Below are 26,599 nucleotides of genomic sequence, written 5' to 3'. Positions count from 1 at the left end.
AAAAAGAACGCCCCTGCTCCGACCGAGTCGAACCAGGGGCGTTTGCTTCTGTTTTTGGCTGGCGCCGGACTCAGCGACGCTGGTTGTAGACGTCGATGCAGACGGCCCCGAGCAGCACAAGGCCCTTGATGACCTGCTGATAGTCGATGCCGATGCCAAGGATCGACATGCCGTTGTTCATCACGCCCATGATCATGGCGCCGACCACAGCGCCGCCGACGCGCCCGACGCCGCCATAGGCCGAGGCGCCGCCGATGAAGCAGGCGGCGATGACGTCGAGCTCGAAGCCGAGACCCGCCTTCGGCGTCGCCGTGTTGAGCCGCGCTGCAAAAACGAGGCCGGCAAGCGCCGCCAGCACGCCCATGTTGACGAAGGTCAGGAACACCAGCCGCTCGGCCTTGATGCCCGACAGCTTCGCCGCCTTGGCGTTGCCGCCGACCGCATAGATCTGCCGCCCGATCACGGTGCGGCGGGTCATGAAGCCGTAGAGCGCGATCAGCGCGGTCATGATCACGAGCACGTTGGGCAGGCCGCGATGCGAGGCGATCAGATAGGTGAAGTAGAGAATGACGCCGGCGAGGATGAGGTTCTTGGCGACGAACACCGGATAGGGCTCGACCTCGATGCCATGCGCCTGCTCGCGCGAGCGGCCCTTGACGCTGGCATAGACCAGCGCCAGCGTCAGCACCGCGCCGATCGCAAGCGAGGTCGGATAAAGCGTGCCGGCGCTCGGGAACAGCTCAGGAATGAAGCCCGACGACAGCTTCTGGAAGGTGGCCGGGAACGGTCCGACCGACTGTCCCTGCAACAGCGCCAGCGCCAGTCCCTTGAAAACGAGCATGCCGGCCAGCGTCACGATGAAGGAGGGAATGCCGAAATAGGCCACCCAATAGCCCTGCGCCGCGCCGATCACCGCGCCCACCACGAGGCAGGCAATGATCGCCATGGGGAAGTCGAGATGATAGTGCACCATCAGCACCGCCGCGACCGCGCCGACGAAGCCTGCGACCGAGCCGACCGACAGGTCGATATGGCCGGTGACGATGACGAGCAGCATGCCGAGCGCCATGATCACGATGTAGCTGTTCTGCAGCACCAGATTGGTCAGATTGAGCGGCTGCAGCAGCGTGCCGTCGGTCATGAACTGGAAGAACAGCATGATGACGAAGAGCGACACCAGCATGCCGTAGCTACGCAGATTGTTCTTGATGAAGCTGCCGTGCGCCTTCTGCTCCGGGAGCGAAACCGTCTTGTCGGTCATGATCAAACTCCTCCCACCCGCATCAAGCGGTCGTCTTGTTGATTGATGATGGCTTCGTTGCGCATGATGGCGCGCATGATCTTTTCCTGCGTGGCTTCGCTAGCTGTGAACTCGCCGACGAAAGCGCCGGCGTTCATGACGCAGATCCGGTCGCAGATGCCGAGCAGCTCCGGCATCTCCGACGAGATCACCACGACGCCTCTGCCGGCTTCCGCGAGCTCATGAATGATGACGTAGATCTCGTATTTGGCGCCGACATCGATGCCGCGTGTCGGCTCGTCCAGGATCAGCACTTTGGGATCGGTCATCAGCCATTTCGACAGCACGACCTTCTGCTGATTGCCGCCGGAGAGCTGGCCGACCTCCTGGTAGACGTCGGAGGAGCGGATGCGCATCCGGGTGCGATAACCGGACGCGGCCTTCAGCTCCGCAATGTCGTCGATCACGCCGTTTGGCGCGACCTGCCTGAGGCTCGCCAGCGTGATGTTCTTGCGGACGTCGTCGGCGAGGATGAGCCCGAGCTGCTTGCGATCCTCGGTGACATAAGCAAGCCCCGCATCGATCGCCGCCGGCACGCTGGAGAGGTCGACGTCGCGGCCCTCGAGGCGCGCGCGGCCGGTGATTCGGGTACCCCAGGCATGTCCGAACAGGCTCATGGCGAATTCGGTACGGCCGGCGCCCATCAGGCCGGCGATGCCGACGACCTCGCCGCGACGGACCGTGAAGTCGACGTTCTTGATCACCTGACGATCGGTATGCAGCGGATGGTAGACCGACCAGTTCTCGACCGTCAGCACGGGCTCGCCGATCTTGGCATGACGCTCGGGGAAGCGATGCGCCATGTCGCGGTTGACCATGCTCTTGATGATCCTGTCCTCCAGCACCGGCTCGGCATGGCAGTCGATGCTGTCGACGGAACGGCCGTCGCGCAGGACCGTGATGCGATCGGCAACGCGGGCCACCTCGTTCAGCTTGTGGGTGATCAGGATGGAGGAGATGCCCTGATCGCGGAAAGTCACAAGCCGGTCGAGCAGCGCCTGGCTGTCGGCCTCGTTCAGGCTCGCGGTCGGCTCGTCCAGGATCAGGAGCTTGACCCGCTTGGACAGCGCCTTGGCGATTTCGACCAGCTGCTGCTTGCCGACGCCGAGATCGGTGATCAGCGTGTCCGGCGATTCCTTGAGGCCCACCTGGGCCAGCAGCTCCTGGGTGCGGCGATACACGGCATCGCGGTCGATGACGCCGAGACGCGACGGCGCATGCGATAGAAAGATGTTCTCCGCGATCGACATCAGCGGGATCAGCGCCAGTTCCTGATGGATGATGATGATGCCGAGCGCCTCGGAATCATTGATGTCGCGGAAACGCCGCTCCTCGCCTTCGAAGATGATCTGGCCCTCATAGCGACCGTGCGGATACACCCCGCTCAGCACCTTCATCAGAGTCGACTTGCCGGCGCCGTTCTCGCCGACGAGGGCGTGGATCTCGCCCGCCTGGACGGTGAAGCTGACGTCGCGCAAGGCCTGCACACTGCCAAAGCTCTTGCTGACGCCGTGCATTTCCAAAATTGCCGTCATCGCATCATGTCCCACACTGATACCCCTGGAAGGGGCTGCCGGCGGTTCAGGCAACCGCCGGCAGCATCGAGCTTACTCGAACTGCGACTTCTTATAGTAGCCGGAGTCGATCAGGGTCTTCTCCCAGTTGCTCTTGTCCACCACCACGGGCTTGAGCAGATAGGCCGGGACCACCTTGACACCATTGTTGTAGGTCTTGGTGTCGTTGACCTTGACCTCCTTGCCGGTGAGCACGGCATCGACCATATCCGCGGTCACCTTGGCGAGGTCGCGGGTGTCCTTGAAGATGGTCGAGTACTGGTCGCCGCGCAGCATCGCCTTGATCGACGGCACCTCGGCATCCTGGCCGCTGATGACGGGCATCGGCTGATTGCCGCTGCCATAGCCCACACCCTTCAGCGATGAGATGATGCCGATGGAGAGGCCGTCATAGGGCGACAGCACCGCATCGACCCGCTTGTTGCCGTAATAGGCGCTCAGCAGGTTATCCATGCGGGCCTGGGCCGTGGCACCGTCCCAGCGCAGGGTCGCGACCTTGTCCATGCCCTTCTGGCCGGAGGCCACGACGAGCTTGCCAGAATCGAGATAGGGCTGCAGCACCGACATCGCGCCGTTATAGAAGAAGTAGGCGTTGTTGTCGTCCGGCGAGCCGCCGAACAGCTCGATGTTGAACGGCCCCTTGCCTTCCTTCAGGCCGAGCTTGTCAACGATCGACTGCGCCTGCAGCACGCCGACCTGGAAGTTGTCGAAGGTCGCGTAGTAGTCAACGTTCGGCGTGTCGCGGATCAGTCGGTCATAGGCGATCACGGTGATGCCGGCCGCCTTGGCCTGCTTCAGCACGTCTGACAGCGTGGTGCCGTCGATCGCCGCGATCACCAGCACCTTGGCGCCCTTCGTCACCATGTTCTCGACCTGCGAGAGCTGGTTCGGAATGTCATCCTCGGCATATTGCAGGTCGGTGTTGTAGCCGCGCTCCTTCAGCACCTTGACCATGTTGTTGCCGTCGTCGATCCAGCGCGCCGACGATTTGGTCGGCATCGCGATGCCGATGGTCGCCTTGCTCTGGGCCAAGGCGCCGCTGCTGAGCGCCATCATGCCGAGGCCGGCCAAGGCCGCCGCAGCGATCGTCTTCAGTCCTGACATCGTTTACTCCCTGCTTTTCAATTAGAGATTGAACAACGGAACACATCATCACGGTTCCGACAACTCATTTGGCGATACAGCCTTAGCTCTTTGTCCCTCCTTTTAGCTTGCGAGCCTGACATCGGGCTCGGCGCGACCGCGCGCGCCGACCTCGAGCAGGAAGGTCTGGCCGTGTCCCGGATCGGCAGCCCGCGCCGCCTCGTCCATGTCCTGCCAGGCCGACGTGACCAACAGGCGCGACAGGTCTGCTCCGACGAAGGCCGGACAGCTCGCCTGCCGCGCCGGCACTGCGATGCTGCGCAGATGCGCGCCTTGCGGGCTATAGACATCGACACAGCCGCCGCCCCAGCAGGCATTCCAGATCAGCCCATCGGCATCGACCACCGCGCCGTCAATGTCGCCCGTGCCGCGCTGCCGCAGCAGCACCTCGGGCGCGCCGGACGGCAGTCCCGTCGCAGGATCGAGTGCGACGCGATACAGCACGTTCTCGGCGGAGTCAGCGAAGTAGCCCATACCACCATCGGGTGAGAAGCAAATCGCGTTCGGAATCGTAACATTCGGAAACAGTCGGACGATCTCGCCGCGATGCAGCGCATAGATCGCGCCCGCCCCGCGCTCGGCGCGGCGCCCCATGGTGCCGATCCAGAACGTGCCGGATTGATGCACGCGCGAGTCGTTGGAGCGGGTGGCCGGATTGTCGGCTTCCAGGGGGCGATAGAGCGACAGCGTGCCGTCGGCGAGATTGCGGATGTAGAGCCCGTCCTCGGCGACGATCAGTTGCCGTTCGGCATCGATGCGCCCAAGCGCGCTCGCCATCCGGCCGAGCGGATGCACCCGAACCTTCCCGCTGCCGAGCTGCGCCTCGTACAGCCTGCCTTCGCGGATGTCGAACCACCAGGCGGTGCCCGTCGTGACATCATAGGTCGGGCCTTCACCGAGATGACAATGCGCTTCGCAGAGAATGGAGGTCGGCACTTGCTCAATCATGCCGCGGCTCCCTGGGTCGCTGCTGCTCCCGAGGTCGAGAAACGGTAGACGCTGTGATGACGATAGACCTCCTCCGGCGCCAGCCGGGCGCTTGGGAAATCAGGCCGGTTCGGGGTATCCGGCCAGACTTGCGGCTCCAGACAGAATGCGTCCGATTGGCGATAAAGCCGTCCCTTGCCGCTGCTGCTGCCGTTGAGATAGTTGCCCGAATAGAATTGCAGGCCCGGCTGGTCGGTCGACAGCTCCAGCACCCGGCCGGAGCGCGGCGCCACCACGCGCGCCGCAAGCCGCACGCCCTGGCCGCCCCGCAGGCAGTAATTGTGATCATAGCCAAGGCTGCCGCGGAGCTGCCGCTCATCGGCGCGGATGCGGGCACCGATCGCGGTCGCGCTCCGGAAATCGAAGGGCGTGCCATCAACCGCGCGCGGCGGCTCCGGCAGCGGAATCGCGGTGTCGTCGATGGCGAGAAACGCATCGGCATCGATCGTCAGTTCATGGCCGAGAATGTCCGTCATCGCCGACAGACCTTCGAGATTGAAGAAGCTGTGATTGGTGAGGTTGACGATGGTCGGGCGGTCGGTGCGCGCGTCGAACGAAATCGACAGCTCGGTCGGACCGGTGAGCCGATAGGTCAGGCGCACGTCGAGCCGGCCAGGATAATTCTCCTCGCCCGTAGGGCTGACATAGCGCAACGTCACCGCCGGCTGCCCGCCCTCGTCGATGTCGAGAATCTGCCAGAGCTTGCGGTCGAAACCATCCGGGCCACCGTGCAAGGCATGCGGGCCGTCATTGGTATTGAGCTGAACGGTCTCGCCGTCGAGCACGAAGCGGCCATGCGCGATGCGGTTGGCATAGCGGCCGACGCTGGCGCCGAAGAATTGCCGCTTGTCGACATAGCCGTCCAGATTGTCATGGCCGAGCACGACGTCGTCGCAGACCCCGCCGCGGTCCGGCGCGATCAACGCCTGGAGTGCAGCGCCAAAGGTGATGATCCGTGCCTCGAAACCGCCAGCGCCATGCAGCGCAATGCGCTCGACCGCGCGGCCGTCGGGCAGCGTGCCGAAGACATCCCGGGTGATATGCGCGTTCGCCATGCGTCAATCCTCGAAGGGTTCGACGATGTGCCGGCTGCCGAGCAGGAACGCATCCGCAACCAGCTGCAGGGGTAAGAGATCAACATCGCTGGAGCCGTCAGTCGCAAGCTCCACGAAACGGCGATAGAGGCCGGGATATTCCTCGTCCGGCGCTTCGACCAGCGTCTGGCCGCCGGCGGCCATGCGCGCGCCGCCGCGCGACAGCACGAGCTGCTCGCTTTCGGTGTCGACGATGATGTCCCAGCTTTGCGGACCGGTCTGGCGGAAGTCGAAGGCGGCCGCGATCGGCAGCCCACTCGTATCGGTGAGCGTGAGGTCGGCCGCGATCGGCGCCGCGCGGTTGGACGGGAATGACAGCTCGGCCGCGGTGACGAACACCCGGGCAGGCAGGATGCGGGTCAGGATCGATAGCGCATTGATGCCGGGATCGAACACGCCGAGCCCGCCCGGCTCCCAGATCCAGCTCTGGCCAGGATGCCAGACGCGCACGTCCTCTTTCCAGTTGATCTGCACCCTGGTGATGCGGCGCTCCGCAAGCCAGGCGCGCGCCGGCTCGACTGCCGGCGCGTAACGCGAATGCCAGGTCGCAAATAGGGTGCGGCGCTGTTCGGCGGCAAGCGCGATCAAGGGATCGAGCTCGGTCACCGCAGCGCCCGGCGGTTTTTCAAGCATCACATGCTTGCCCGCCTTCAGCGCCGCCACGGCCTGCTGACGCCGCACCTGCGGCGGCGTGCACAGCGCGACCGCGTCGATCTCGGGGCCGTCCTGCAGCAGCTCCTCGATGGTGGCAAAATGCGGCAGCCCCGGCAGCGAGGCATTGCGGCTTGCGACCGCCGCAAGCGTGACGCCCGGCGTCGCCGCGATCGCCGGCACGTGCTGGTCGCGCGCGATCTTGCCAAAGCCGACGATGGCGACACGAAGCTCGCCCATCTCAGCGCCCCCAGCGCAGCACGACCGGATCAAGCCGGCGCGCGATCTCGATCAGCCCGGCGCGGGTCGCCGGATGGATGGCAGGCTGCGGCGCGCGCAACGTGTCGTGCCGGATCACGCCGCCCTCCTTCATCAATATCTTGCAGGCGGCCAGGCCGCACTGCCGGTTCTCGTAATTGATCAGCGGCAGCCAGCGCTGATAGGCGTCCGCGGCCTTGTCGCGCTCGCCGGCGAAATAGGGATCGATGATCTGACGGATGCCGTCGGGATAACCGCCGCCTGTCATCGCGCCGGTCGCGCCGGCATCGAGATCGGCCATCAAGGTGATCGCCTCTTCGCCGTCCCACGGACCTTCGATCGCGGCGCCGCCGGCCTCGATCAGCGCCCGCAGCTTCTCGGCCGCGCGCGGCACCTCGACCTTGAAGTAAGCAAGGTTCTCGATCTCCTTGGCCATGCGGGCGAGGAACGGCACAGACAGAGGCGTACCCGCGACCGGCGCATCCTGCACCATGATCGGAATCGAGATCGCATCCGAAACGCCGCGATAGAAGTCGTAGATCGCACTCTCCGGCACGCGGAAGGTGGCGCCGTGATAGGGCGGCATCACCATGACCATCGCTGCGCCCTTCTCCTCCGCGCGGCGCGAACGCTCGGCGCAGACGAAGGTCGAGAAATGCGTCGTCGTGACGATCACGGGCACGCGCCCGGCGACATGCTCCAGCACCGTGGTCATGACGAGGTCGCGCTCGTCGTCGGTCAGCACGAACTGCTCGGAGAAATTGGCGAGGATGCAGACGCCATGCGAGCCGGCGTCGATCATGAAATCGATCGCGCGCTTCTGGCCTTCGAGGTCGAGGCGGCCTTCGGCATCGAACACGGTCGGCGCCACCGGGAAGACGCCCTTGTAGAGTTGCCTGTCGGGTTTCTTGGCGGATGTCGTCATCGGCACCTCGTTAGTGATTGTCGCGCGGCACGGGCGAGCCGCTGCGGCCGACCAGGAAATCGAAATCGACGCCGCGATCGGCCTGCAGCACGTGGTCGACATAGAGCTTCTGGTAGCCGCGCGCGGCGTGCGGCTTCGGCGGCGTCCATGCGGCGCGGCGCGCGGCCAGCTCCTCGTCGCTGACATGCAGGTGCAGCGAGCGGGCGTCGACGTCGAGCGTGATCATGTCGCCGTTCTTCACCAGCGCCAAGGGCCCGCCGACGGTCGCCTCGGGCGCGACATGCAGCACCACCGTGCCATAGGCCGTGCCGGACATGCGGGCATCCGAGATGCGGATCATGTCGCGCACGCCCTGGCGCAACAGCTTGGCCGGCAGCGGCATGTTGCCGACCTCGGCCATGCCCGGATAGCCCTTCGGGCCGCAATGCTTCAGCACCATGATGCAGGAGGCATCGATGTCGAGGCTCTCATCATCAACCGCGTCGTGCATCTCCTCGACGCTCTCGAACACCACGGCGCGGCCGGTGTGCTTCATCAACTCAGGCGATGCGGCCGACGGCTTGATGACGGCGCCGTTCGGCGCGAGGTTGCCCTTGAGGATCGCGATCCCCGCCTCCGTCTTGAACGGCGTCTCGAATGGGGTGATGACCTCAGCATTCCAGTTCGGGGCCGCGGCGACGTTCTCCCACAGCGTCTTGCCGTTGACGGTGCGCGCCTCCTTGTGCAGGAGGCCGCGCTCGCCGAGCGCGCGCAGCACCGCCGGCAGGCCGCCGGCATAGTAGAAGTCCTCCATGAGGAAGCGCCCCGACGGCATCAGGTCGACCAGGCAGTGCACGTCCCGGCACAGCCGATCGAAATCAGCGAGGTTCAGCTCGACGCCGACGCGGCCGGCGATTGCGAGCAGATGCACCACGGCATTGGTCGAGCCGCCGATCGCAGCCAGCGTGCGGATCGCATTCTCGAATGCGTCGCGCGTCAGGATGTCGGAGGGCTTGAGGTCTTCGCCGACCATCTCGACAATGCGCCGGCCGGCCATGCGTGCCAACAGATTGCGGCGCGCGTCGGCGGCGGGAATCGCGGCATTCTCCGGCAGGCCGAGCCCGAGCGCTTCCACCATCGAGGCCATGGTGGAAGCCGTTCCCATCGTCATGCAGCTACCCGCCGAGCGGTTCATCGCCGCCTCGGCCTCGTGAAATTCGGCGAGCGTTATCTCGCCGGCGCGCAGCTGCTCGCTCATCGAGATGATGTTGGTGCCGGAGCCGATGATCTGGCCGCGATAGACGCCGCGGAGCTGCGGGCCACCGGAGACGCCGATCGCAGGAAGATCGGCGGACGCCGCGCCCATCAGCAGAGCGGGCGTGGTCTTGTCGCAGCCCATCAGCAGCACGACGCCGTCGAGCGGGTGGGCGCGAATCGCCTCCTCGACATCCATCGAGGCGAGATTGCGGAACAGCATCGCGGTCGGGCGCATCGTCACCTCGCCGAGCGAGGAGACCGGAAACTCCAGCGGATAGCCGCCGGCATCGAGCACGCCCTGACGGACATGCTCGGCGATGACGCGGAAATGCGCGTTGCAGGGCGTCAGCTCGGACCAGGTGTTGCAGATGCCGATGACCGGCCGGCCCTCGAAACGGTCCTGCGGCGTGCCGCTGTTCTTCAGGAACGAGCGATAATAGAAGCCCATCTTGTCCTGGCGGCCGAACCAGGCCTGGCTGCGCAGCGGTTTCTTCTGGTCTTCGTTGCTCATTTCCGGGCCGTCCGTTCGACTGCCAGGGCATGGCGCCGGCGGCCGTTGTAAATGACTTCGATCATCGCAGCCGAAGCAGCCTCCGCATCATGCGCCGCGATCGCGTCGATGATGCGCTGATGCCATGACAGCACCGTCTCGCGATCGGCCGTCTCGACCGGCGCGCTGAGCACGAAGGAGGCGCGCAGCGCCGCCTCGATCACGGCGCCGATCGAGCGCATGAAGGGATTGCCGGAGGCATTGGCCAGCGCGACATGCAGGCTGAGATCGGCCTCGGCGAAGGCGATCGAGGTCGACGGCTCCTGCGTCATCCGCTCCATCGCCGCGCGCATCGCGGCAAGATCATCGTCGCTGCGCCGCTCGGCGGCGAGCGCAGCCGCGCGCGGCTCGACCGCAAGGCGAATCTCTGCGAGGTCGGCAAGAAACCGTTTGTCGATCCCAGCGTCGAGATGCCAGGCGAGCACGTCGGCATCGAACATGTTCCAGTCCGAGCGCTCGCGCACGACGGTGCCGACCCGCGCCTTGGTCGACAGCAGGCCCTTGGCGACCAGCGTCTTGACGCTCTCGCGCAGCACCGGGCGCGACACGCCGAACATCGCTGTCAGTTCGGCATCACCTGGCAACCGCGCACCCTCGGGGTAGCGGCCAGCGATGATGTCGATGCCGATGCTGCGCGCCACTTCTGCGTGGTTGGAATGCGCGCGCCGCGTGGGAATGACGACGATATGCGAGCTCATGGCAGCCTTGAAAAGCTCTGGGATCAGGAGGTGAACGGCGCGATCAGAGCGATCCCCGCTGCGCTGGGCACGCCGATGCCTCCACCGATGCGCGGTCGGAGTCGAGACGGCATGGTCTGCCGGCGATCTCGACCGAGGCCGCACGAAGAGCAAGGAGGATCATTGGCGCCTTCTCCCAAACTTACCCGGAGCCCACGCGACCGATATTCTGGTGCGAGAACACCTCTTGGGCTAGCCTTCGTGGCCAGCGGCGCCGTTATTTCACGGAAAATCAGCTCTGACTAGTCATATTATTTGACTATTTTGCCGCGCCCGGTGTCAGCGATAATTCGACGCGCGTCCACGCCGTCAGGCCGGCCGTAGCGCTGCGGCCTCGCGGGCGCGTTGTTCGATGAGGGTCCAATTGCCGGCCTTGATGTCAGCCGCCGGCGCGACCCAGGAGCCGCCAATCGCAAGCACCTTCTTGTGCGCAAGCCACTGCGCCGCGTTGCCGGCGTTGATACCGCCGGTCGGGCAGAAGCGCGCATTCGGGAACGGCCCTGCCAGCGCATCGATCGCAGCGAGGCCGCCGGCCGGCACCGCAGGGAAGAACTTCACCAGCTCGAAGCCGCGCGTCACGCACGCCATCAGATCGGACGCCGTCTGGATGCCCGGCGCGAAGGGCAGCGCGCCGGCCTTCGCGGCATCCAACAGTTCGACCGACATGCCCGGGCTGATCGCGAAGGCAGCACCAAGCTCCGCGGCACGCTCGTAGTCAGCAGGAGTCAGCACGGTGCCGATGCCAACCACGGCCTCCGGCACCTCGGCCATGATGGCGCGCGCCGCATCCAGGCCGGCCTGCGTGCGCAGGGTGATCTCGACCACGCGCAGGCCGCCCTTCACCAGTGCGCGCGCCAGCGGCACCGCCTGCCCCGCGTCCTCGATCGTGATCACCGGAATCACCGGCGCCAATGCGAACACGTCGCGCAGCCGCGCGGCTGTCTGTTGCGAGCTCATCAGCTCTCTCCTTGTCCAAAGATATCCAGCGGCATGGCGTCGTTCGGGATCACGGCGCCGGGCGCCATGATCACCGCCCCCGCCAGACGATGGCCGACGGCGGCGGCCGCGCGCGGCGCAATGCCCTTGATGCGCGCCGCGAGATAGCCGGCATTGAAGGAATCCCCCGCTGCCGTGGTGTCGACCGGCTGCAGCGCCCGCGGTGGCGGCACATCGAAGATCCCGCCCTTAGCATCGATCAGACAGCCGAGCGCACCGCGCTTGATCACGATCTCAGCGATGCCGAAGGTCTTCAGCCGTGCGAGGCAGACTTGCGCATTGGCGTCGCCGAACAGCATCTGCTCGTCCTCGAGCGTGGGCAATGCGAGATCGACCAGCGGCAGGATGGCGCTGAACGCCCGCTGCGCGCTCTCTTTGTCCGCCCAGCCGCGCGGACGGTAGTTGCCATCGAAGGCGACGCGCCCGCCGCGCTGACGCGCGGCAGCCAGCAGCTCGCCCAGCTTCGCCCTGCCCGTCTCGCCGTACAAAGAAAGACTGATGCCGGAGAAATACAACCAGTCGAACCCGGCGAGTCGTTCGAACGTCGCATCGTCGGCGCGATCGAAGAATTCGCGCGCCGGCGCGCGGTCGCGCCAGTAGAGGAAGCTGCGCTCACCTTTGGCGTCGCGCTCGATCATGTAAAGGCCGGGCACGCGGCCCTGCACGCGCAGCACGTGATCGGTCGCGATGCTTTCCGAACGCCACGCCGCCAGCATCGCCTCGCTCAAGGGATCATCGCCAAGCGCGGTGACGTAGGACGTGTCGATGCCGAGCCGCGCCAGATAGAGCGCGGTGTTCAGCGTGTCGCCGCCGAAGCCGCGCCGGAACAGGCCGGCGGACTCTTGCGCGAACTCGACCATGCACTCGCCGATGCAGGCGACTTTCATCGCGGCCCTCATGCGAAGGTGAGCTGGACCTTCATCGACCGCGCGCGGTCGGTGGCGAGCTCGAAGGCCTCGACCGCGCTGTCGAACGGCAGCGAGGCCGAGATCAGCGGCTTGACGTCCAAGAGCCCCTCGCCCATCAGCCGGACCGCAAGCTCGAATTCGCGGTCGAAGCGGAAGGTGCCGCGGATCTGCAGCTCCTTGGCGACAACCGTGTTCAGCGGCAACGTCATCTCGCCGCCGATCCCGACCTGCACGATAATGCCGCCGGGCCGCAGCACGTCGAGCGCGCTGCGCAGCGCCGCCTGATTGCCGGATGCCTCGAACAGCACGTCGAAGCTGCCTTTATCCGCCTTGTAACCATCGAGCGCTCCGGCATCTCTGGCGACGTTGACGACGCGGCTGGCGCCAATTTTGGTTGCGACCGCCAGCGGCGCGTCGGCGACATCGGTGACCACGATCTCGGCCGCGCCGCCGTAGCGCGCGACCACCACCATCAGCGCGCAGATCGGGCCGCAGCCGGTCACCAGCACGCGCTTGCCGAGCAAGGGACCTGCCTGATGCGCGGCGTGCAGGCACACCGACAGCGGCTCGGCCATCGCGGCTTCGGCAAGCGAGAGCGAGGTTGAGATCGGCACAGCCTGCGAGGCATCGACGGTGATGTATTCGCGGAAGCCGCCATGGACATGCGGATTGCGCATCGCGCTGCCGAGAAAGCGCATGTCGAGGCACTGGTTACGCAGGCCCTCGCGGCAATAACGGCAATGGCCGCACGGCAGGCTGGGATTGACCGCAACACGCGTCCCCTCGGTCACATCCGTCACGCCCTCTCCGACTGCGGCAACGATGCCGGAGATCTCGTGGCCCAGCGCCATCGGGTGCTGGATGCGCACGGTGCCGAAGCCGCCGTGATGGTAGTAATGCAAATCGGAGCCGCAGATGCCGCCATTGGCGATGCGGACGCGGACCTGGCCGGCCGCAGGCGGCGTGTCCGGAAAGCTGTCGATCCGCAAATCCTTGGGCGCGTGAATGACGACGGCGCGCATGGCTGATTCCTTCTGCTCAGTCGTTACATCGCGGCGAGCATGCCGCCATCGACATAGATCGTCTGGCCGTTGACGTAAGCCGACGCGTCGGAGGCCAGGAAGATCGCGGCGCCCACCAGCTCGTCCGGATTCCCCCAGCGTTTGGCTGGAACACGCGACATCAGCCAGCTCTGAAACTCGGGATTGCTCATCAGCGCCTGGTTCATGTCCGTCAGCATGTAGCCGGGGCCGATGGCGTTGGCCTGGATGCCGTGCTGCGCCCATTCCACCGCCATCGCGCGGGTCAGGTTGCGGATGCCGCCTTTGGCCGTGGTATAGGGCGCAATCGTGGGCCGCGCCAGCTCGCTGCCGAGCGAGCCGATATTGATGAGCTTGCCGCGGCCGCGCGGGATCATCCGCTTGGCGGCCTCACGGCCGATCACGAAGGCGCTGGTCAGATTGGTCTCGATCACCTTGCGCCATTCGGCCGTGGTGAACTCGACCAGCGGCTTGCGGTGCTGAATGCCGGCGTTGTTGACGAGAATATCGATTGCCACGCCATCGGCATCGAAGCGCTCGAACGCCCGCACGATGGCAGGCTCATCCGTGACGTCGAAGGCGCACGCCTGCGCCTGGTATCCGGCCTCGCGAAACTCGCCGGCGGCAGCCTCGGCGCGCGCCGGATCGGTGCCGTTGATGATGAGCCGCGCGCCGGCCTTGGCAAAACCTTCCGCAATGGCGCGGCCCAGCCCGCGGGACGAGCCGGTCACCAAGGCGGTCTTGCCGGAGAGATCGAAAAGCGAGGTCGACATCGGTTCAACTCACGTCAGGGAATCCGAAACAGGGCTCACCGGTCGCACACTGAGACGCGCATTGTCCAGGGGAGCTGCGCTCTCGTCAGACCGGCAGCCGGTTGATGGCCGCGACCGCGGTCATGACCCCGCGGATCTCGGCGAGGCCCTTGAGACGGCCGACCAGCGGATAGCCGGGATGCGTGCCGCGGCCGACGTCGTCGGCGAGCTCGTGGCCATGGTCGGGGCGGAACGGAATCCGCCAGTCCGGCTCGCCCGCAGCCTTGCGGCGGGCCTGCTCCTTGAGCAGCGTCGTCACGACCGAAACCATGTCGACATCGCCGCGCAGATGCTCCGCCTCCATGAAGGAGCCGTCCAGCATCTTGCTGACGTTGCGCAAATGCACGAAGCGGATATGCGGCGCAAACCGCTCCGCCAACGCCGGAACGTTGTTCTGGCCGCCGGCCCCGAGCGAGCCGGTGCAGAAGGTGATGCCGTTGGCCTCGGACGGATAGGCATCCATGATGAATTGCAGGTCGTCCGCGTTCGAGACCACGCGCGGCAGGCCGAACAGATCGCGCGGCGGATCGTCGGGATGGACGCACAGGCTGACGCCGCACTCCTCCGCCGTCGGCACCACCTCGCGAAGGAAACGCGCATAATTGGAGCGCAGCTCGGCATGGCCGATGCCGTGATATTTTTCCAGCATGCGGCGCAGCCCAGGCACGTCGTAGCGGTCATATGCTCCGGGCAGCCCGGCCATGATCGTGGCGAGCAGACGGTCCTTGTCGGATTCGGACGCCTGCGCCATCCAGGCCTTGGCGCGATCGAGCACGTCGGAGGAGAACTCCGCCTCGGCGCCCGGCCGCTCCAGAATGTAGCAGTCGAACGCGGCGAGCCGGTCGGCATCGAAGCGCAGCGCGGTAGCGCCGCCCGGAAGGCGGAAGGCGAGCTCGGTGCGGGTCCAGTCCAGCACCGGCATGAAATTGTAGCAGACAGTGGTGATGCCGCAGGCGGCGAGATTGCGCAGCGACTGCCGGTAATTCTCGAATAGCGGCGCGAGATCGCCCTCGCCGAGCTTGATCGCCTCCGACACGGGAAGGCTCTCCACCACGCTCCAGCGCAGCCGCAGCGATGAATCCCCTTCGATCATCGCGATGCGCTTGAGGATCTCGTCCTCGCTCCATACCACGCTATAGGGAATGTGATGCAGCGCCGTCACGATGCCGGTTGCGCCGGTCTGACGGACCTGCGGCAAGGTGATGGGATCATCGGGTCCGAACCATCGCCAGGTCTGTTCCATGTCGTCCACCTTCCAATGAGCTGCGTGTCGCCCGCCGCGCGAGCAACGCGCTATGCGTGATCAGCGTCGCCGCCGCGCCCGCCGCGCAAACCCGCCGGACAGCGCGCTGACCGGCTTCATGCCTCGCTGCGGCGGACGGTCAGATCGGAGCGGTCGAATACGGCCGGCAGCAGATCGACGCCGAGCCCCGGCCCTTCCATGGGATAGACGTAACCGTCCTTGATCTCAGGCATCGTCGTGACAAGCTCGTTGTACCAGCCCTTGTAGAAGGCGCGCACCGATTCCTGGATCAGCGTGTTGGGCTGGCTGAATGACATATGCACGGCGGCAATGAAGCCGACCGGACCGATGCAGTCATGCGGCGCAAACGGGCGGTGATAGGTCTCGGCCATCGCCGCGATCTTGCGCCCTTCGGTGAGGCCGCCGGTCCAGCACAGATCGGCCATGACGACGTGCGCCGCATCGCGGTCGAGCATGTCCTTGTACGGATAGCGCGAGCCGAGCGTTTCGCTCGCGGTGACCCAGACATCCGTCGAGCGCGCATATTCGGCCAGCGCCTGCGGCGAGTTCATCCTGATCGGGTCCTCGTACCAGGTCGGCTTGTAGTCCTCGAGCACGCGGGCGATCTGCTTGGCGGTCGGCAGATTCCATAAGCTATGGAATTCGACCATGATCTCCATCCGGTCGCCGACCGTCTTCCTGATCTTCTCGAACGGCTCGACCGCCTTCTTCATCTGCGCTGATGTGATGTAGAGACCGTGGTTCTCCTGCGCTGGCGGATCGAACGGCCAGATCTTCATCGCCGTGATGCCGCTTTCGAGCAGGCTTTCGGCGAGCTGGTCGGCGCGGTTCATGAAACCGTCGAGGTCCTCATAGGGGCTGTCCGTCTCCAGGCTCCAGTTCGACACCGGGCTGATATTGGTCGAGCGCACATAGCGCGTGCCGGCGCAGGTGTTGTAGATGCGCTGCTTGTCGCGACAGAGCCCGCCGAGCATCTGGTGCACCGGCTGGCCGCAGACCTTGCCGAACAAGTCCCACAGCGCGATGTCGATCGCGGAGGCCGCGCGATACTCGACGCCGGTCGAGGACTGCGCCATCGGCAGATTGAGCATGTCGCGATGGATCGCCTCGATCCTTAAGGGGTCGCGCCCGAGCAGGCGGCCGGCGAAGGTGTCGTGAATCTGCGCCTCGACCGCGCCGGCGCCGTAGAACGTCTCGCCCAGCCCGATCAGGCCGCTGTCGGTGTGGATGCGAACCCAGATGACGTTGGCGAACTCCTCCGTGCGCAAGGTCTCGATCGCGGTGATCTTCACGGGACATTCCTCCATTGGCGCGACTTTAAACGCCTGTGTAACAGGCTTTTCGCAGCCATACGCCCTCTTGTAATATATCACAATATGTTTATTGCTGACCAGCGGGCCGCGCGATAGACGCGACCCCGAGGAACCCCAGGGACGCCACATGGCAGCGCGCCGCAAAAGCGCTCTCAAGCTCACGAAGCAGGATGCCGACGACGCACCGCAACATCGGAGCGCCGGCAATCTGTTCGAGGCAGCCTACCTCAAGATCGAGGAGCTGCTGGTCAATTGCAGCCTGAAGCCGGGCCGCTTCCTCACCGTACAGGAGCTGCAGGACCTCACCGGCTTCGGCCGCACGCCGGTGCACAGCGCCGTCAACCGGCTTGCGACCGACACGCTGATCATCATTCGACCGCGCCACGGCCTGCAGATCGCGCCGATCGATCTCGCGCGCGAGCGCCTGCTGCTCGGCTTGCGCCGCGACATGGAGCGCTTCGTCGTCCGTCTCGCCGCCGAGCGCGCCAGCCTCTCGCACCGCAACCAGATGCAGCAGATCGAGCGCGTGCTGCGCGAACGTCGGAACGCGGTGTCGATCGACGAGTTCAACCAGTTCGACCGAAGGATCGATGCGCTGGTGCTCGCCGCCTCCGGCGAGCCGTTCCTGGTGCATACGATGCGACCGCTGCACACGATCTATCGCCGCATCGGCTACATCTATCACCGCCTGCTGCCGGATCACGATCTCACCGGCACGATCGACCGTCACGTCGCCATTCTCAACGCCGTCGCCGGGCAGCGCGCATCCGCCGCGGTCAAGGCCAGCGACACGCTGATGGACTTCATGGACCAGATGTTCGCGGATATGGCCAGCGGCATCGATCCCGGCCTGCTCGACTGCAACATCGAGCCGCTGCCGCTGAGCTGAGCTATCAAGTCAACTTGGAAGGACCCCTCATGAGTACCATCACCGCCAATGATCCGCTGCCGCAGCAGGCGGCTATCAACAGCGCCGTGCGTCATCTGGTGCAGAACTACAGCCCGAAGGGCAATCGTGTCGGCTGGCTGATGATGGCCTCGATCCTGGTCGAGGCCTGGGACCTTTATTCGATCGCTTTCGTGCTGATCTTCGTGCGCGAGCAGTATAATCCGGGACCGCTCGAGCTCGGTCTTGCCGCCGCCGGCACGCAGGGCGGCGCACTGATCGGCGCCCTGCTCGGCGGTTGGATGTCGGACAAGATCGGCCGCCGCTGGATGTTTCTGGGCACCATGACCCTGTTCGTCGTGCTGGCGCTGGCGCAGGCCTTTGTCAGCAACATGACCTGGCTGATCATCATCCGTTTCCTGCTCGGCATTCCGCTCGGCAGCGACATCTCCACCGGCTACACCTACATCATGGAGTCGATGGCGAAGGGCCAGCGCGAGGTGATGGGCAACCGCTGGCAGTTCATGTTCGCGGTCGGCGAAGTCCTGACGCTCGGTGTGATCGCGCTGTTCCTGGTGTTCGACGTCGACCACGAGATCGTGTGGCGCGTCGTGCTCGGCCTCGGCGCGTTGCCGGCGCTGATCATCCTGGTCCTGCGCCATGACGTGCCGGAGACGGCCGTGTGGCTGGTGCAGAAGGGCCGCTTCAAGGAAGCCAAGGCGGTCGCGCAGCAGATGTACAACGACAATCTGGCGATGCTGCCGGATCACGACGTCGTGCTGCCGAAGCCGAACCCGACGGCGTTCATTGCCGATCTGCGCAAGGATCCGGTCCGCTGGCGCGCCACGCTCTACGGCTGGATCGCCTGCTTCGCCCAGGGCAGCGAGTTCTCCACCTTCGGCTTCTATCTGCCGGTGCTGTTCACCATGGTCGGCGTGTCCTCCACGCTCGGCAACAACCTCGTCACCATGGCGCTGTTCTGCCTTGCCGCTGTGTCGGGCTGGGTCGGGCCGATGCTGACGCCCAGAATTGGCCATCGCGGCATCGGCATCGCCGGCTTCGCCATCGTCCTGGTCTCGCTGCTCGTCGCGGCGGCCGCGCTCTACACCGATCACAAATACATCCTGCCGTTCGCCGCAGCCGGCATGCTCTGGGGCCATTACTGGGACGCCTCGAACTGCATGACGATCCCGACCATGGTCGCCAAGCCGGAATATCGCGGCACCGCCAGCGGCTTTGCCTACATGTTCGTGAAGCTGCCGTCGTTCCTGGCGATCTTCCTGTTCCCGTCGCTATTCACCGCGATCGGCCAGGCCAATGCGACGCTGTTCGTGGCGATCTTCCCGCTGATCGGGCTCTTGGCCGCGATCTTCATCCTGCCGGAGGTCTACGGCTACGAGCACGACTAATTGGCCGCACAACAATGGTCATCGCCCGCGAAGGCGGGCGATGACGGAAAGTATATCTCGTCATTGCGAGCGAAGCGACGCGTCGGCCTTAGCGAGTGCGACGGCAGAAGCAATCCAAACTCGTAGCCCGGATGAGCGAAGCGATATCCGGGGCAACTTTAATCACGATACCCGCATATCGCTACGCTCATGCGGGCTACGTCCCGGCGCGGGATCTACTATGCCGGGCCAAAACCGCCCAAGATCAGGGCATGCATCGTGCGGCAGCCCGACTGCTACAGCAGCTTCGCGCCAAAATTCTGTTCCGGGTCCATGTCGGCGACAAGCCGCCCCGTCGGCTTTGCGGCCTCGCCGCCGCTGCGTGCCAGGAATTGTCCGGAGCCGGGCTGCACCGACAGCTTGCCATCATCGACGATGACGCGGCCGCGCGAGAGCACCGTGGTCGGCCAGCCCTGCAACGAACGGCCGGCGAACGGCGTATAGCCGACGCGGTCATGCATCATCTCGTCGGTGATGGTGACGCGTCTCAATGGATCCCAGACCGCGATGTCGGCATCCGCGCCGACCGCGACCGAGCCCTTCTTCGGATGCAGATTGTAGATCTTGGCTGGCGCCGTCGAGGTCAGCTCGACGAACTTGTTGAGGCCCAGCCTTCCCTTCGACACCATCGCATCGAACAGCAGCGGTAGCCGTAGCTCCAGCCCCGGCAGGCCGTTGGCGATCTGCTTGAAGTTCGGATTGGGGCCGGCGCGCAGCTTGCCGGTCTCGTCGAAGCGATAAGGTGCGTGGTCGGAGGAGATGGTCTGGAGATCGCCCAGCGACAGCGCCGTCCACAACGCCTCCTGGTCAGCGGCGCGCCGCGGTGGCGGGCTGCACATCCATTTCGCGCCTTCGACGCCTACCTTGTCGAGATCGTCCGCGGTCAGAAACAGATATTGCGGGCAGGTCTCGGCGAACACTTTGTGGCCCTGCCCGCGCGCATCGCGGATCACCTTGGCACCTTCCGCAGTCGAGACATGGAAAATCATGATCGGCTGGTCGATCAGCGCGGCCATGCCGATCAGCCGGTTGAAGGCCTCCGCCTCGGAGAAGCGCGCGTGGCTGATGGCGTGGTATTTCGGATGGGCGTAGCCGCGCGCGAGCAGCCGCTTCACCATCCAGGAGATGATGCCGTGGTTCTCGGCATGCGCGCACAGCATCGCGCCGCCCTCGCGCGCAGCAAGAAGGATGTCGAGCAACGGCTCGTCGTCGATCTTGAGCAGATCATAGGTCATGAAGATCTTGATCGAGCCATGGCCCCGCTTCATCAGCGCAGGGAGGTCCTGCTCCAGCGTCTCCTTGGTCGGATCGGCGATGATCATGTGGAAGGCGTAATCGATCACGGCGCCCTTGCGCGCGAGCGCGTGATAATCCTCCACCACCTGCGGCAGCTTCATTCCGACGTGCTGGGCGGCAAAGGAGATCACCGAGGTGGTGCCGCCGAACGCCGCCGAGGTCGTCGCGCTCTCGAAGGTATCCGCATTGACAATGCCGGCTGCCGACAGTTGCTCGATGTGGCAATGGCTGTCGACGCCGCCGGGCAGCACCAGCCTGCCACGCGCATCGATCTCGCGCTTGGCGGGCCCGAGCCCGCGACCGATCGCGGCGATGGTCTCGCCTGCGATGGCAACATCGGCTTCGAACACATCGGTCGTGGTGGCGACACGCCCTCCCCGGATGATCAGATCGTAAGCGGGGTCGGTCATGATGGTCTCCTGAAGTTCAGTTGTATGGAACGTCGGCGCGGCGCACGCAATGCAACCTCGCCCGCTTGCGGGGAGAGGTCGGATTGCATCGCCAGATGCAATCCGGGTGAGGGGGTACAGGTCTCACTACTCGCACCATTCGTGCGTCTGCCCCTCACCCCAACCCTCTCCCCGTGAAGGACGGGGAGAGGGAGCTCACCGCCAACGTCGTTACAGTTGTGGTTCATGTTTAGATTCTCTAACCGCTCATCAACGCGGCGCATGGAGCACCGGCCGTGGCCGCGTGAACGAGGGCCGGCCGCGCTTGAGACCCCAGAGCGGATGCGCGAGGGTCGAGACAGCCTCGGCCGGATCATGCGCATCGAGACAGACGAGATCGGCAACACCACCGATCCTCATGCCGTAGTCATCCAGGCGCATCAGCCGCGCCGCATCGCTCGTGATCATGTCGAGGCAACCGGCGAGATGATCCGGGCGGGAGACGTGACAAACATTGGCATAGAGATTGGCCATGCGGACCAGCGAGCCGTCGCCATAGGGCGTGAACGGGTTCAGCACATTGTTGGTCGAGATCGAGCAGGTCACGCCCGCCGCGCGCAAGGGCTCGAGCGGCACCACGCCCCGCGGGATCGCATGATCCTGCCGCCGGCCCATCAGATGCAGATCGGTCGAGGGCAGCACGGTGACGGCCACGCCGGCATTGGCAAGCTGCTTCGCGATCGCGTTGAAACGCTCAGGAGGCAACAACGACATTTGCGTGACATGGCCGACGGCGACCCGTCCGCCCCAGCCATATTCCTCGGTCTTGCGGCAGACATATTCGATCTGCATGTTGTCGAGCGTCTCGGCGAGGTCGAGATGCATGTCGATCTCGGCGTCGAAATCGCGCGCGATCGCAAAGATGCGGTCGATCTGCGCCTGCGGATCGGCATCGAAATAAGGTGCGGCGCCGATCGTGCGTGCGCCCCTGCGCAGGCCCTCGATCAGAAGCTCTTCGGTGCCGGGATAGTTGGTAAGCCCTTCCTGTGGAAACACGCAGAGCTCGAGATCGACGGCCCAGGCATAGTCGCGCTTCAACTGCTCGATCGCATCATAGCCGATCATGCCGATGCCGGGATCAAGCTCGACATGGGTGCGCATGCGCATCGTGCCGTGGCTGATGCAGCGCTCGATCGTCCGCTTCGCCCGCGCATAGACGTCATCCACCGCGAAGTTGCGCTTGGCCGCCGCCGTCTCGCGTACCGCTTCCGCGACGGTGCCTTCCGCGATGCGGCAGCGATCGAGAATGCAGGTTTTGTCGAGATGGATATGGGTTTCGATCAGGCCAGGCACGACAAGACAGCCTCCAACATCGCGTGCGGGCGCATCCGCCTGCAACGACGCTTCGATCGCCACGATAGTGCCGTTGGCGATGCCGATATCGGCATGGCGAAGCTCGCCCCGCTCGGACAGGCTGGCGTCGCGAATGATCAGATCCATCGGTCGAAACCCATCGAAGCATGAACGGGCGTAGGCGGCCCGCTCACGAAGCCACGAGAAAAAGCAAATGCTATGCCATCGGCGTCACCGGAGTACTACGCAATCGTCATCACTTTGTTCAGGAAATTGAAAGGCTGCGCGGCCGCCGCGGGCCAACCATTTGCCTGCGAACGAAGTTGTTTTCGCACCTGCGTGACCGCCGCAGCGTGGCCCGATACCCTTGTTTTCCACAAGAATGCTGCTATATTGCTGTATGGAAACTATTTGCTCTTCCCGATCAGGCCCGTCGTTTCGGCGGGCCGTTGCTGTTTTGGGGGAAGCTCTTCTAGGGGCTCTGCAATGACGCGCTCCAACCGTACAGATCACATCCGGCTGACGTCGCATCCGGTGCCGGGAGCCAAGCATAATTTCCCGCTGCAATGGGGCGCTGCAACGGCGCGCGAGCGTGGGCCGATCATCGGCACCGTGTCACGGCCGCAGGACCGCAACGTGATCGGCAGCCATGGCGGCTCCTATACCGTCTACCGTGCCCTCGCCGTCTCTTCCGGCGCGCTCGACCCGATCCGCCGTCCCGACCTCACCAACACCCACCCGGCCGCGACCATCGGCCCCTTCCCGCAATGGACCGACCCGGCCAAGATCGTCGCGCTCGATCCGTGGGGCCATCTGGTCGCCGAGAATTTCCGCACCGAGATCGCGGAAGGCATCGACATCCGGCCGACGATCGCCGTCACCAAAGCGCGGCTCGACCTGCCCGAGCTTCACGCAGCGCTGGCCGCCAAGCGCATCTCAGCCGATGGCGACGTGGTCCATGCCAATGGCAGCGTCTCGGTGACGAAGATCGCGATCGACCCGGTCTGGTATCTGCCCGGTGTCGCGCAGCGCTTCGGCACCAGCGAGACCAATCTGCGCCGCGGCTTGTTCGAGCAGACCGGCGGCATGTACCCGGAGCTGGTGACGCGGCCGGACCTGCAGGTATTCCTGCCGCCGATCGGCGGCACCACAGTCTATCTGTTCGGCGACGTCGACAACTTGCCTGACCCGCGCACGAAGATCACCTGCCGCGTGCATGACGAATGCAACGGCTCCGACGTGTTCGGCTCCGACATCTGCACCTGCCGGCCCTATCTGATCCATGGCATCGAAGAATGCGTGCGCGCAGGGCAGACCGGCGGTCTCGGCATCATCGTCTACAACCGCAAAGAGGGCCGCGCACTCGGCGAGGTCACTAAATTCCTGGTCTACAATGCGCGCAAGCGGCAGGAGGACGGCGACGCTGCGGCCGCCTATTTCGAGCGCACCGAATGCGTCGCCGGCGTGCAGGATGCCCGCTTCCAGCAATTGATGCCGGACGTGATCCACTGGCTCGGCATCACCAGGATCGACCGCTTCATCTCGATGAGCGACATGAAGCACGACGCTCTGGTCGGCCAGGGCGTCGAGATCGTCGAGCGCGTGCCGATCCCGGATGAGCTGATCCCGGCCGATGCGCATGTCGAGATCGCCGCCAAGAAAGCCGCCGGCTATTTCTCGCTGGAGCCGCAGAAGCCCGACGCGCTCGGCGACACCGTCGGGCGCTCCCTGGAAAAATACTGACGCGAGATGGTCGGGGTAGTTTCGCTTCTGTCGGCAAAGGCGGTGCGCGAGCGGGCGCACAAATTGCTTGCGCTCGGCCTCGAGGACAGGCTGCCGCAATTTCGCGTTGATCTGGCAAGACTGGGTGCTGTCGCTGATCTCGTGCTCGAGGTGACACAACAGGCCTATCCGACTGGGGACATTCCCTTCCATTCGCGCTGGCGTCACTTCGTCATTGGCGGCGCCGATCGTTGGGCTGCAATCGCCGATCGCGTGACATGGCCTGACGCGGCAGCGCGCGCCCGCGCCGAATTCGATCTTGCGATCGTAAGCGTGCTGCTCGATGCCGGCGCCGGGCCGGCGTGGCGCTATCACGATGTGGCCACCGGCACGCGCATCGGCCGCTCCGAGGGGCTGGCGCTCGCCAGCCTCGATATGTTTGCGCACGGTGCGTTTTCCAGCCACGTCGGCGAGCAGCTGCGCGTCGATGCGGAGAAGCTGGCGCGGTTGTCGGTCGGCGATCTCGAACGAGCCTTTCAGGTCAGCGCGGATAATCCCTTGGTCGGTCTTGAAGGCCGAGTCGCGCTGTTGCGCCAGCTTGGTGAACTGATTGTGCGCAAGCCTGGTGTGTTCGCGACCAAGGATGCAGCCCGCCCCGCCGGTCTGTTCGATCATCTCCTCGCGCGCACGGAGAAGAGCCGCATCGCAGCCGCAACGATCCTGTCCGAGCTCCTGATCCAGCTCGGGCCGATCTGGCCCTCGCGCATCACGCTCGGCGGCGTCGCGCTCGGCGATTGCTGGCGACATCCGGCGCTGGTGACCGAAGACGAAACAAGCGGGCTGGTGCCGCTGCACAAGCTGTCGCAATGGATGACCTATTCGCTGATCGAGCCGCTGCAGCGCGCCGGCGTCGCGGTCGTCGATATCGACGGGCTCACAGGCTTGGCCGAATATCGCAATGGCGGGCTGTTCGTCGACGGCGGCGTGCTGAGCTTGCGCGATGCCGGCGATGCCGCGCGCGCGCATGCGGTGGATTCGCCGCTGGTGGTGGAATGGCGCGCGCTGACGGTGGCCCTGCTCGATCGCCTCGCTGGTGTGATCCGGCAGCGGCTCGGCCGGGATGCCGAGAGCCTGCCGCTGGCCAAAATTCTTGAAGGCGGCACCTGGGCAGCGGGGCGCCAGCTCGCCTTCGAGCGGCGCCCTGACGGCTCGCCGCCGCTGAAGGTGATCAGCGATGGCACGGTGTTTTAGCCATGGTCACCAAGCGTTGAGCTGGATCTCAGGGACCGTCATTGCGAGCGAAGCGAAGCAATCCGGAATCAGGAAGGAAGTCTGGATAGCTTCGTCGCTATCGCTCCTCGCAATGACGAACGAGCATAGGGGACAAGAATGATGGAAGGCGTCACGGTTGTCGATCATCCGCTGGTCCAGCACAAGCTGACGCTGCTCCGCGACAAGTCGATCTCGACCAAATCGTTCCGGGAGCTCTTGAAGGAGATCGGCATGCTCCTGTGCTACGAGGTCACGCGCGACCTGCCGCTGACCGAGGTTCAAATCGAGACCCCGCTCGCGCACATGCAGTCGGCCAGGATCGCCGGCAAGAAACTCGTCTTCGTGCCGGTGCTGCGCGCCGGTGTCACCTTTGTCGACGGCATGCTCGATCTGGTGCCGACCGCGCGCGTCGCCCATATCGGGCTGTATCGCGAGCCGCAGAGCTTCGCCGCCGTGGAATATTTCTTCAAGGCGCCCTCCGACCTCGGCGAGCGGCTTGCGGTCGTCGTCTCGCCGGTGCTGGCGACCGGCAACACCGCGGTGGCTGCGATCGATCGCCTGAAGGAGCGCGGCGCCAAGGACATCCGCATGGTCAACATGATCGCTGCGCCTGAAGGCGTCGAGCGCGTCCGCGGCCTGCATCCGGACGTGCCGATCTGGACCGCCGCGATCGACGAGGGACTCGACGCCAACGCCTTCATCGTGCCCGGCCTCGGCGACGCCGGCGACCGCGCCTACGGCACGCGCTGATAGATCACGCGCTGATAGATCACGAAAGCGCGTCATCGCGGGCGGCGCGATGAGAGCCGCGGCGTCTTGACGTCCTCTGCGATGGCCTCGGCCGGCGGCGGATTCTTGGCAATGTCCTCCCAGAAATCGAGGTAGAGCTTCGTCATCCGGATGCCAAGGAACAGTGGCGCCATGCGCCGGTTCCGTCCCATCCGCGGCAGATTTTTTTGCTCGATCTGCGCATAGGTCGAAAGCCGCTCCCGCGCCAGCCGCGCTTGGTGTCGTGCGAGCTTCACCAGATCCTGCTCGCTCATGAACTCGCTGAAGAAGAGCTGCAGCACCGCCGTGTCACGCAGTTCGTATAGCTCGTCTGGCGACGTCTTCAGCCAGCGCTTCAGCGCGGCATCACCTTTGCGCGTCAGCCTGTAGAGCTTGCGGCGCCGCCCGCCTTCCTCGGTCTTGCGCGACAGCAAGCCCGCTTCGACCAACCGGTCCGGCTCGCCATAGAGCTGCGAGTGCGGAAACGGCCAGAAATAGCTGACAGAGCGGCTGATCGCCTTCTTGAGATCATAGGGCGTCGACGGGCCGCGCAACCCGATCAGGCCGAGCACGAGACATGAGACCGGGGTGAGGCGGACGGCGTCGTGAGCGTCGACGGTAAAATCGTGATTGGACATAGTCCGATTCATACCATACGTTTTAGACTGTCAGCCATG

23 protein-coding genes are annotated in these 26,599 nt (G+C 65.1%); 5 read left to right on the top strand and 18 right to left on the bottom strand.

All coding sequences use genetic code 11. The annotated features are described in order from the left end of the window. Window positions 1-70 precede the first annotated feature (70 nt). The 15 genes from mmsB to P6U24_RS10660 form a co-directional block, all read right to left on the bottom strand. Window positions 71-1,261: a multiple monosaccharide ABC transporter permease gene (gene mmsB, locus P6U24_RS10730; protein ID WP_407159092.1), complete on the bottom strand. Its 1,191-nt coding sequence runs from the start codon at window positions 1,259-1,261 to the stop codon at window positions 71-73. Window positions 1,262-1,263: 2 nt separating this feature from the next. Next, window positions 1,264-2,835: a multiple monosaccharide ABC transporter ATP-binding protein gene (mmsA, locus tag P6U24_RS10725; RefSeq protein WP_407159091.1), complete on the bottom strand. Its 1,572-nt coding sequence runs from the start codon at window positions 2,833-2,835 to the stop codon at window positions 1,264-1,266. 72 nt (window positions 2,836-2,907) lie between these two features. Continuing rightward, the gene (gene chvE, locus P6U24_RS10720) at window positions 2,908-3,978 is read right to left on the bottom strand and encodes a multiple monosaccharide ABC transporter substrate-binding protein (protein ID WP_407159090.1); all 1,071 of its coding nucleotides are present in this window, start codon (window positions 3,976-3,978) and stop codon (window positions 2,908-2,910) included. A gap of 102 nt (window positions 3,979-4,080) precedes the next feature. Continuing rightward, on the bottom strand, window positions 4,081-4,965 hold the full coding sequence (locus P6U24_RS10715; protein ID WP_407159089.1) for an SMP-30/gluconolactonase/LRE family protein: 885 nt from the start codon (window positions 4,963-4,965) through the stop codon (window positions 4,081-4,083). Beyond that, a complete protein-coding gene (locus tag P6U24_RS10710; protein WP_407159088.1) occupies window positions 4,962-6,059 on the bottom strand; it encodes an aldose epimerase family protein in 1,098 nt (365 codons plus the stop codon). Before P6U24_RS10710 ends, P6U24_RS10715 begins: the two co-directional genes overlap by 4 nt. A gap of 3 nt (window positions 6,060-6,062) precedes the next feature. Next, a complete protein-coding gene (locus tag P6U24_RS10705) occupies window positions 6,063-6,989 on the bottom strand; it encodes a Gfo/Idh/MocA family protein (RefSeq protein WP_407159087.1) in 927 nt (308 codons plus the stop codon). A 1-nt stretch (window position 6,990) separates the two neighbouring features. Next, entirely contained in the window at window positions 6,991-7,932 is a 942-nt protein-coding gene (locus P6U24_RS10700; protein WP_407159086.1) for a dihydrodipicolinate synthase family protein, read from the bottom strand. A 10-nt stretch (window positions 7,933-7,942) separates the two neighbouring features. After that, window positions 7,943-9,679, bottom strand: a complete 1,737-nt coding sequence (locus tag P6U24_RS10695; RefSeq protein ID WP_407159085.1) for an IlvD/Edd family dehydratase — start codon at window positions 9,677-9,679, stop codon at window positions 7,943-7,945. Then, window positions 9,676-10,416: a FadR/GntR family transcriptional regulator gene (locus P6U24_RS10690; RefSeq protein ID WP_407159084.1), complete on the bottom strand. Its 741-nt coding sequence runs from the start codon at window positions 10,414-10,416 to the stop codon at window positions 9,676-9,678. The genes P6U24_RS10695 and P6U24_RS10690 overlap by 4 nt, the downstream gene beginning before the upstream one ends. Window positions 10,417-10,764: 348 nt before the next feature. Then, window positions 10,765-11,412, bottom strand: a complete 648-nt coding sequence (gene eda / locus P6U24_RS10685) for a bifunctional 4-hydroxy-2-oxoglutarate aldolase/2-dehydro-3-deoxy-phosphogluconate aldolase (protein ID WP_407159083.1) — start codon at window positions 11,410-11,412, stop codon at window positions 10,765-10,767. Further along, window positions 11,412-12,338, bottom strand: coding sequence for a sugar kinase (locus tag P6U24_RS10680; RefSeq protein WP_407159082.1), 927 nt, complete (start codon window positions 12,336-12,338; stop codon window positions 11,412-11,414). The genes eda and P6U24_RS10680 overlap by 1 nt, the downstream gene beginning before the upstream one ends. 8 nt (window positions 12,339-12,346) lie before the next feature. Continuing rightward, on the bottom strand, window positions 12,347-13,381 hold the full coding sequence (locus P6U24_RS10675; protein WP_407159081.1) for an L-idonate 5-dehydrogenase: 1,035 nt from the start codon (window positions 13,379-13,381) through the stop codon (window positions 12,347-12,349). A gap of 23 nt (window positions 13,382-13,404) precedes the next feature. Further along, window positions 13,405-14,172, bottom strand: a complete 768-nt coding sequence (locus P6U24_RS10670; protein WP_407159080.1) for a glucose 1-dehydrogenase — start codon at window positions 14,170-14,172, stop codon at window positions 13,405-13,407. A gap of 85 nt (window positions 14,173-14,257) precedes the next feature. After that, entirely contained in the window at window positions 14,258-15,454 is a 1,197-nt protein-coding gene (gene uxuA / locus P6U24_RS10665) for a mannonate dehydratase (protein WP_407159079.1), read from the bottom strand. Between the two features lie 116 nt (window positions 15,455-15,570). Next, on the bottom strand, window positions 15,571-16,767 hold the full coding sequence (locus P6U24_RS10660; protein WP_407159078.1) for a mandelate racemase/muconate lactonizing enzyme family protein: 1,197 nt from the start codon (window positions 16,765-16,767) through the stop codon (window positions 15,571-15,573). A 148-nt stretch (window positions 16,768-16,915) separates the two neighbouring features. On the opposite strand from P6U24_RS10660, the gene P6U24_RS10655 reads away from it, so the two are divergent. Both P6U24_RS10655 and P6U24_RS10650 read left to right on the top strand, forming a co-directional pair. Beyond that, a complete protein-coding gene (locus P6U24_RS10655) occupies window positions 16,916-17,677 on the top strand; it encodes a GntR family transcriptional regulator (RefSeq protein WP_407159077.1) in 762 nt (253 codons plus the stop codon). A 29-nt stretch (window positions 17,678-17,706) separates the two neighbouring features. Further along, window positions 17,707-19,083, top strand: a complete 1,377-nt coding sequence (locus P6U24_RS10650) for an MFS transporter (protein WP_407159076.1) — start codon at window positions 17,707-17,709, stop codon at window positions 19,081-19,083. A gap of 275 nt (window positions 19,084-19,358) precedes the next feature. On the opposite strand, the gene hydA is transcribed toward P6U24_RS10650, so the two are convergent. After that, the gene (gene hydA, locus P6U24_RS10645; RefSeq protein ID WP_407159075.1) at window positions 19,359-20,828 is read right to left on the bottom strand and encodes a dihydropyrimidinase; all 1,470 of its coding nucleotides are present in this window, start codon (window positions 20,826-20,828) and stop codon (window positions 19,359-19,361) included. 249 nt (window positions 20,829-21,077) lie between these two features. Further along, a complete protein-coding gene (locus tag P6U24_RS10640) occupies window positions 21,078-22,307 on the bottom strand; it encodes an amidohydrolase family protein (protein WP_407159074.1) in 1,230 nt (409 codons plus the stop codon). Window positions 22,308-22,646: 339 nt separating this feature from the next. On the opposite strand from P6U24_RS10640, the gene P6U24_RS10635 reads away from it, so the two are divergent. The 3 genes from P6U24_RS10635 (at window position 22,647) to upp (ending at window position 25,904) form a co-directional block, all read left to right on the top strand. Then, window positions 22,647-23,903, top strand: a complete 1,257-nt coding sequence (locus tag P6U24_RS10635; protein WP_407159073.1) for a GTP cyclohydrolase II — start codon at window positions 22,647-22,649, stop codon at window positions 23,901-23,903. A gap of 6 nt (window positions 23,904-23,909) precedes the next feature. Beyond that, window positions 23,910-25,133: a URC4/urg3 family protein gene (locus P6U24_RS10630; RefSeq protein ID WP_407159072.1), complete on the top strand. Its 1,224-nt coding sequence runs from the start codon at window positions 23,910-23,912 to the stop codon at window positions 25,131-25,133. 141 nt (window positions 25,134-25,274) lie between these two features. Beyond that, window positions 25,275-25,904: a uracil phosphoribosyltransferase gene (upp, locus tag P6U24_RS10625; protein ID WP_407160422.1), complete on the top strand. Its 630-nt coding sequence runs from the start codon at window positions 25,275-25,277 to the stop codon at window positions 25,902-25,904. 32 nt (window positions 25,905-25,936) lie between these two features. On the opposite strand, the gene P6U24_RS10620 is transcribed toward upp, so the two are convergent. Next, window positions 25,937-26,560, bottom strand: a complete 624-nt coding sequence (locus P6U24_RS10620) for a PadR family transcriptional regulator (protein ID WP_407159071.1) — start codon at window positions 26,558-26,560, stop codon at window positions 25,937-25,939. Window positions 26,561-26,599 lie beyond the last annotated feature (39 nt).

Origin of the sequence: Bradyrhizobium sp. STM 3557 (genome assembly GCF_045571465.1) — a bacterium.
Taxonomy (GTDB): domain Bacteria; phylum Pseudomonadota; class Alphaproteobacteria; order Rhizobiales; family Xanthobacteraceae; genus Bradyrhizobium.
Note: the sequence above shows the minus strand (reverse complement) of the source record. Positions and strands in the feature narration are given on the sequence as shown.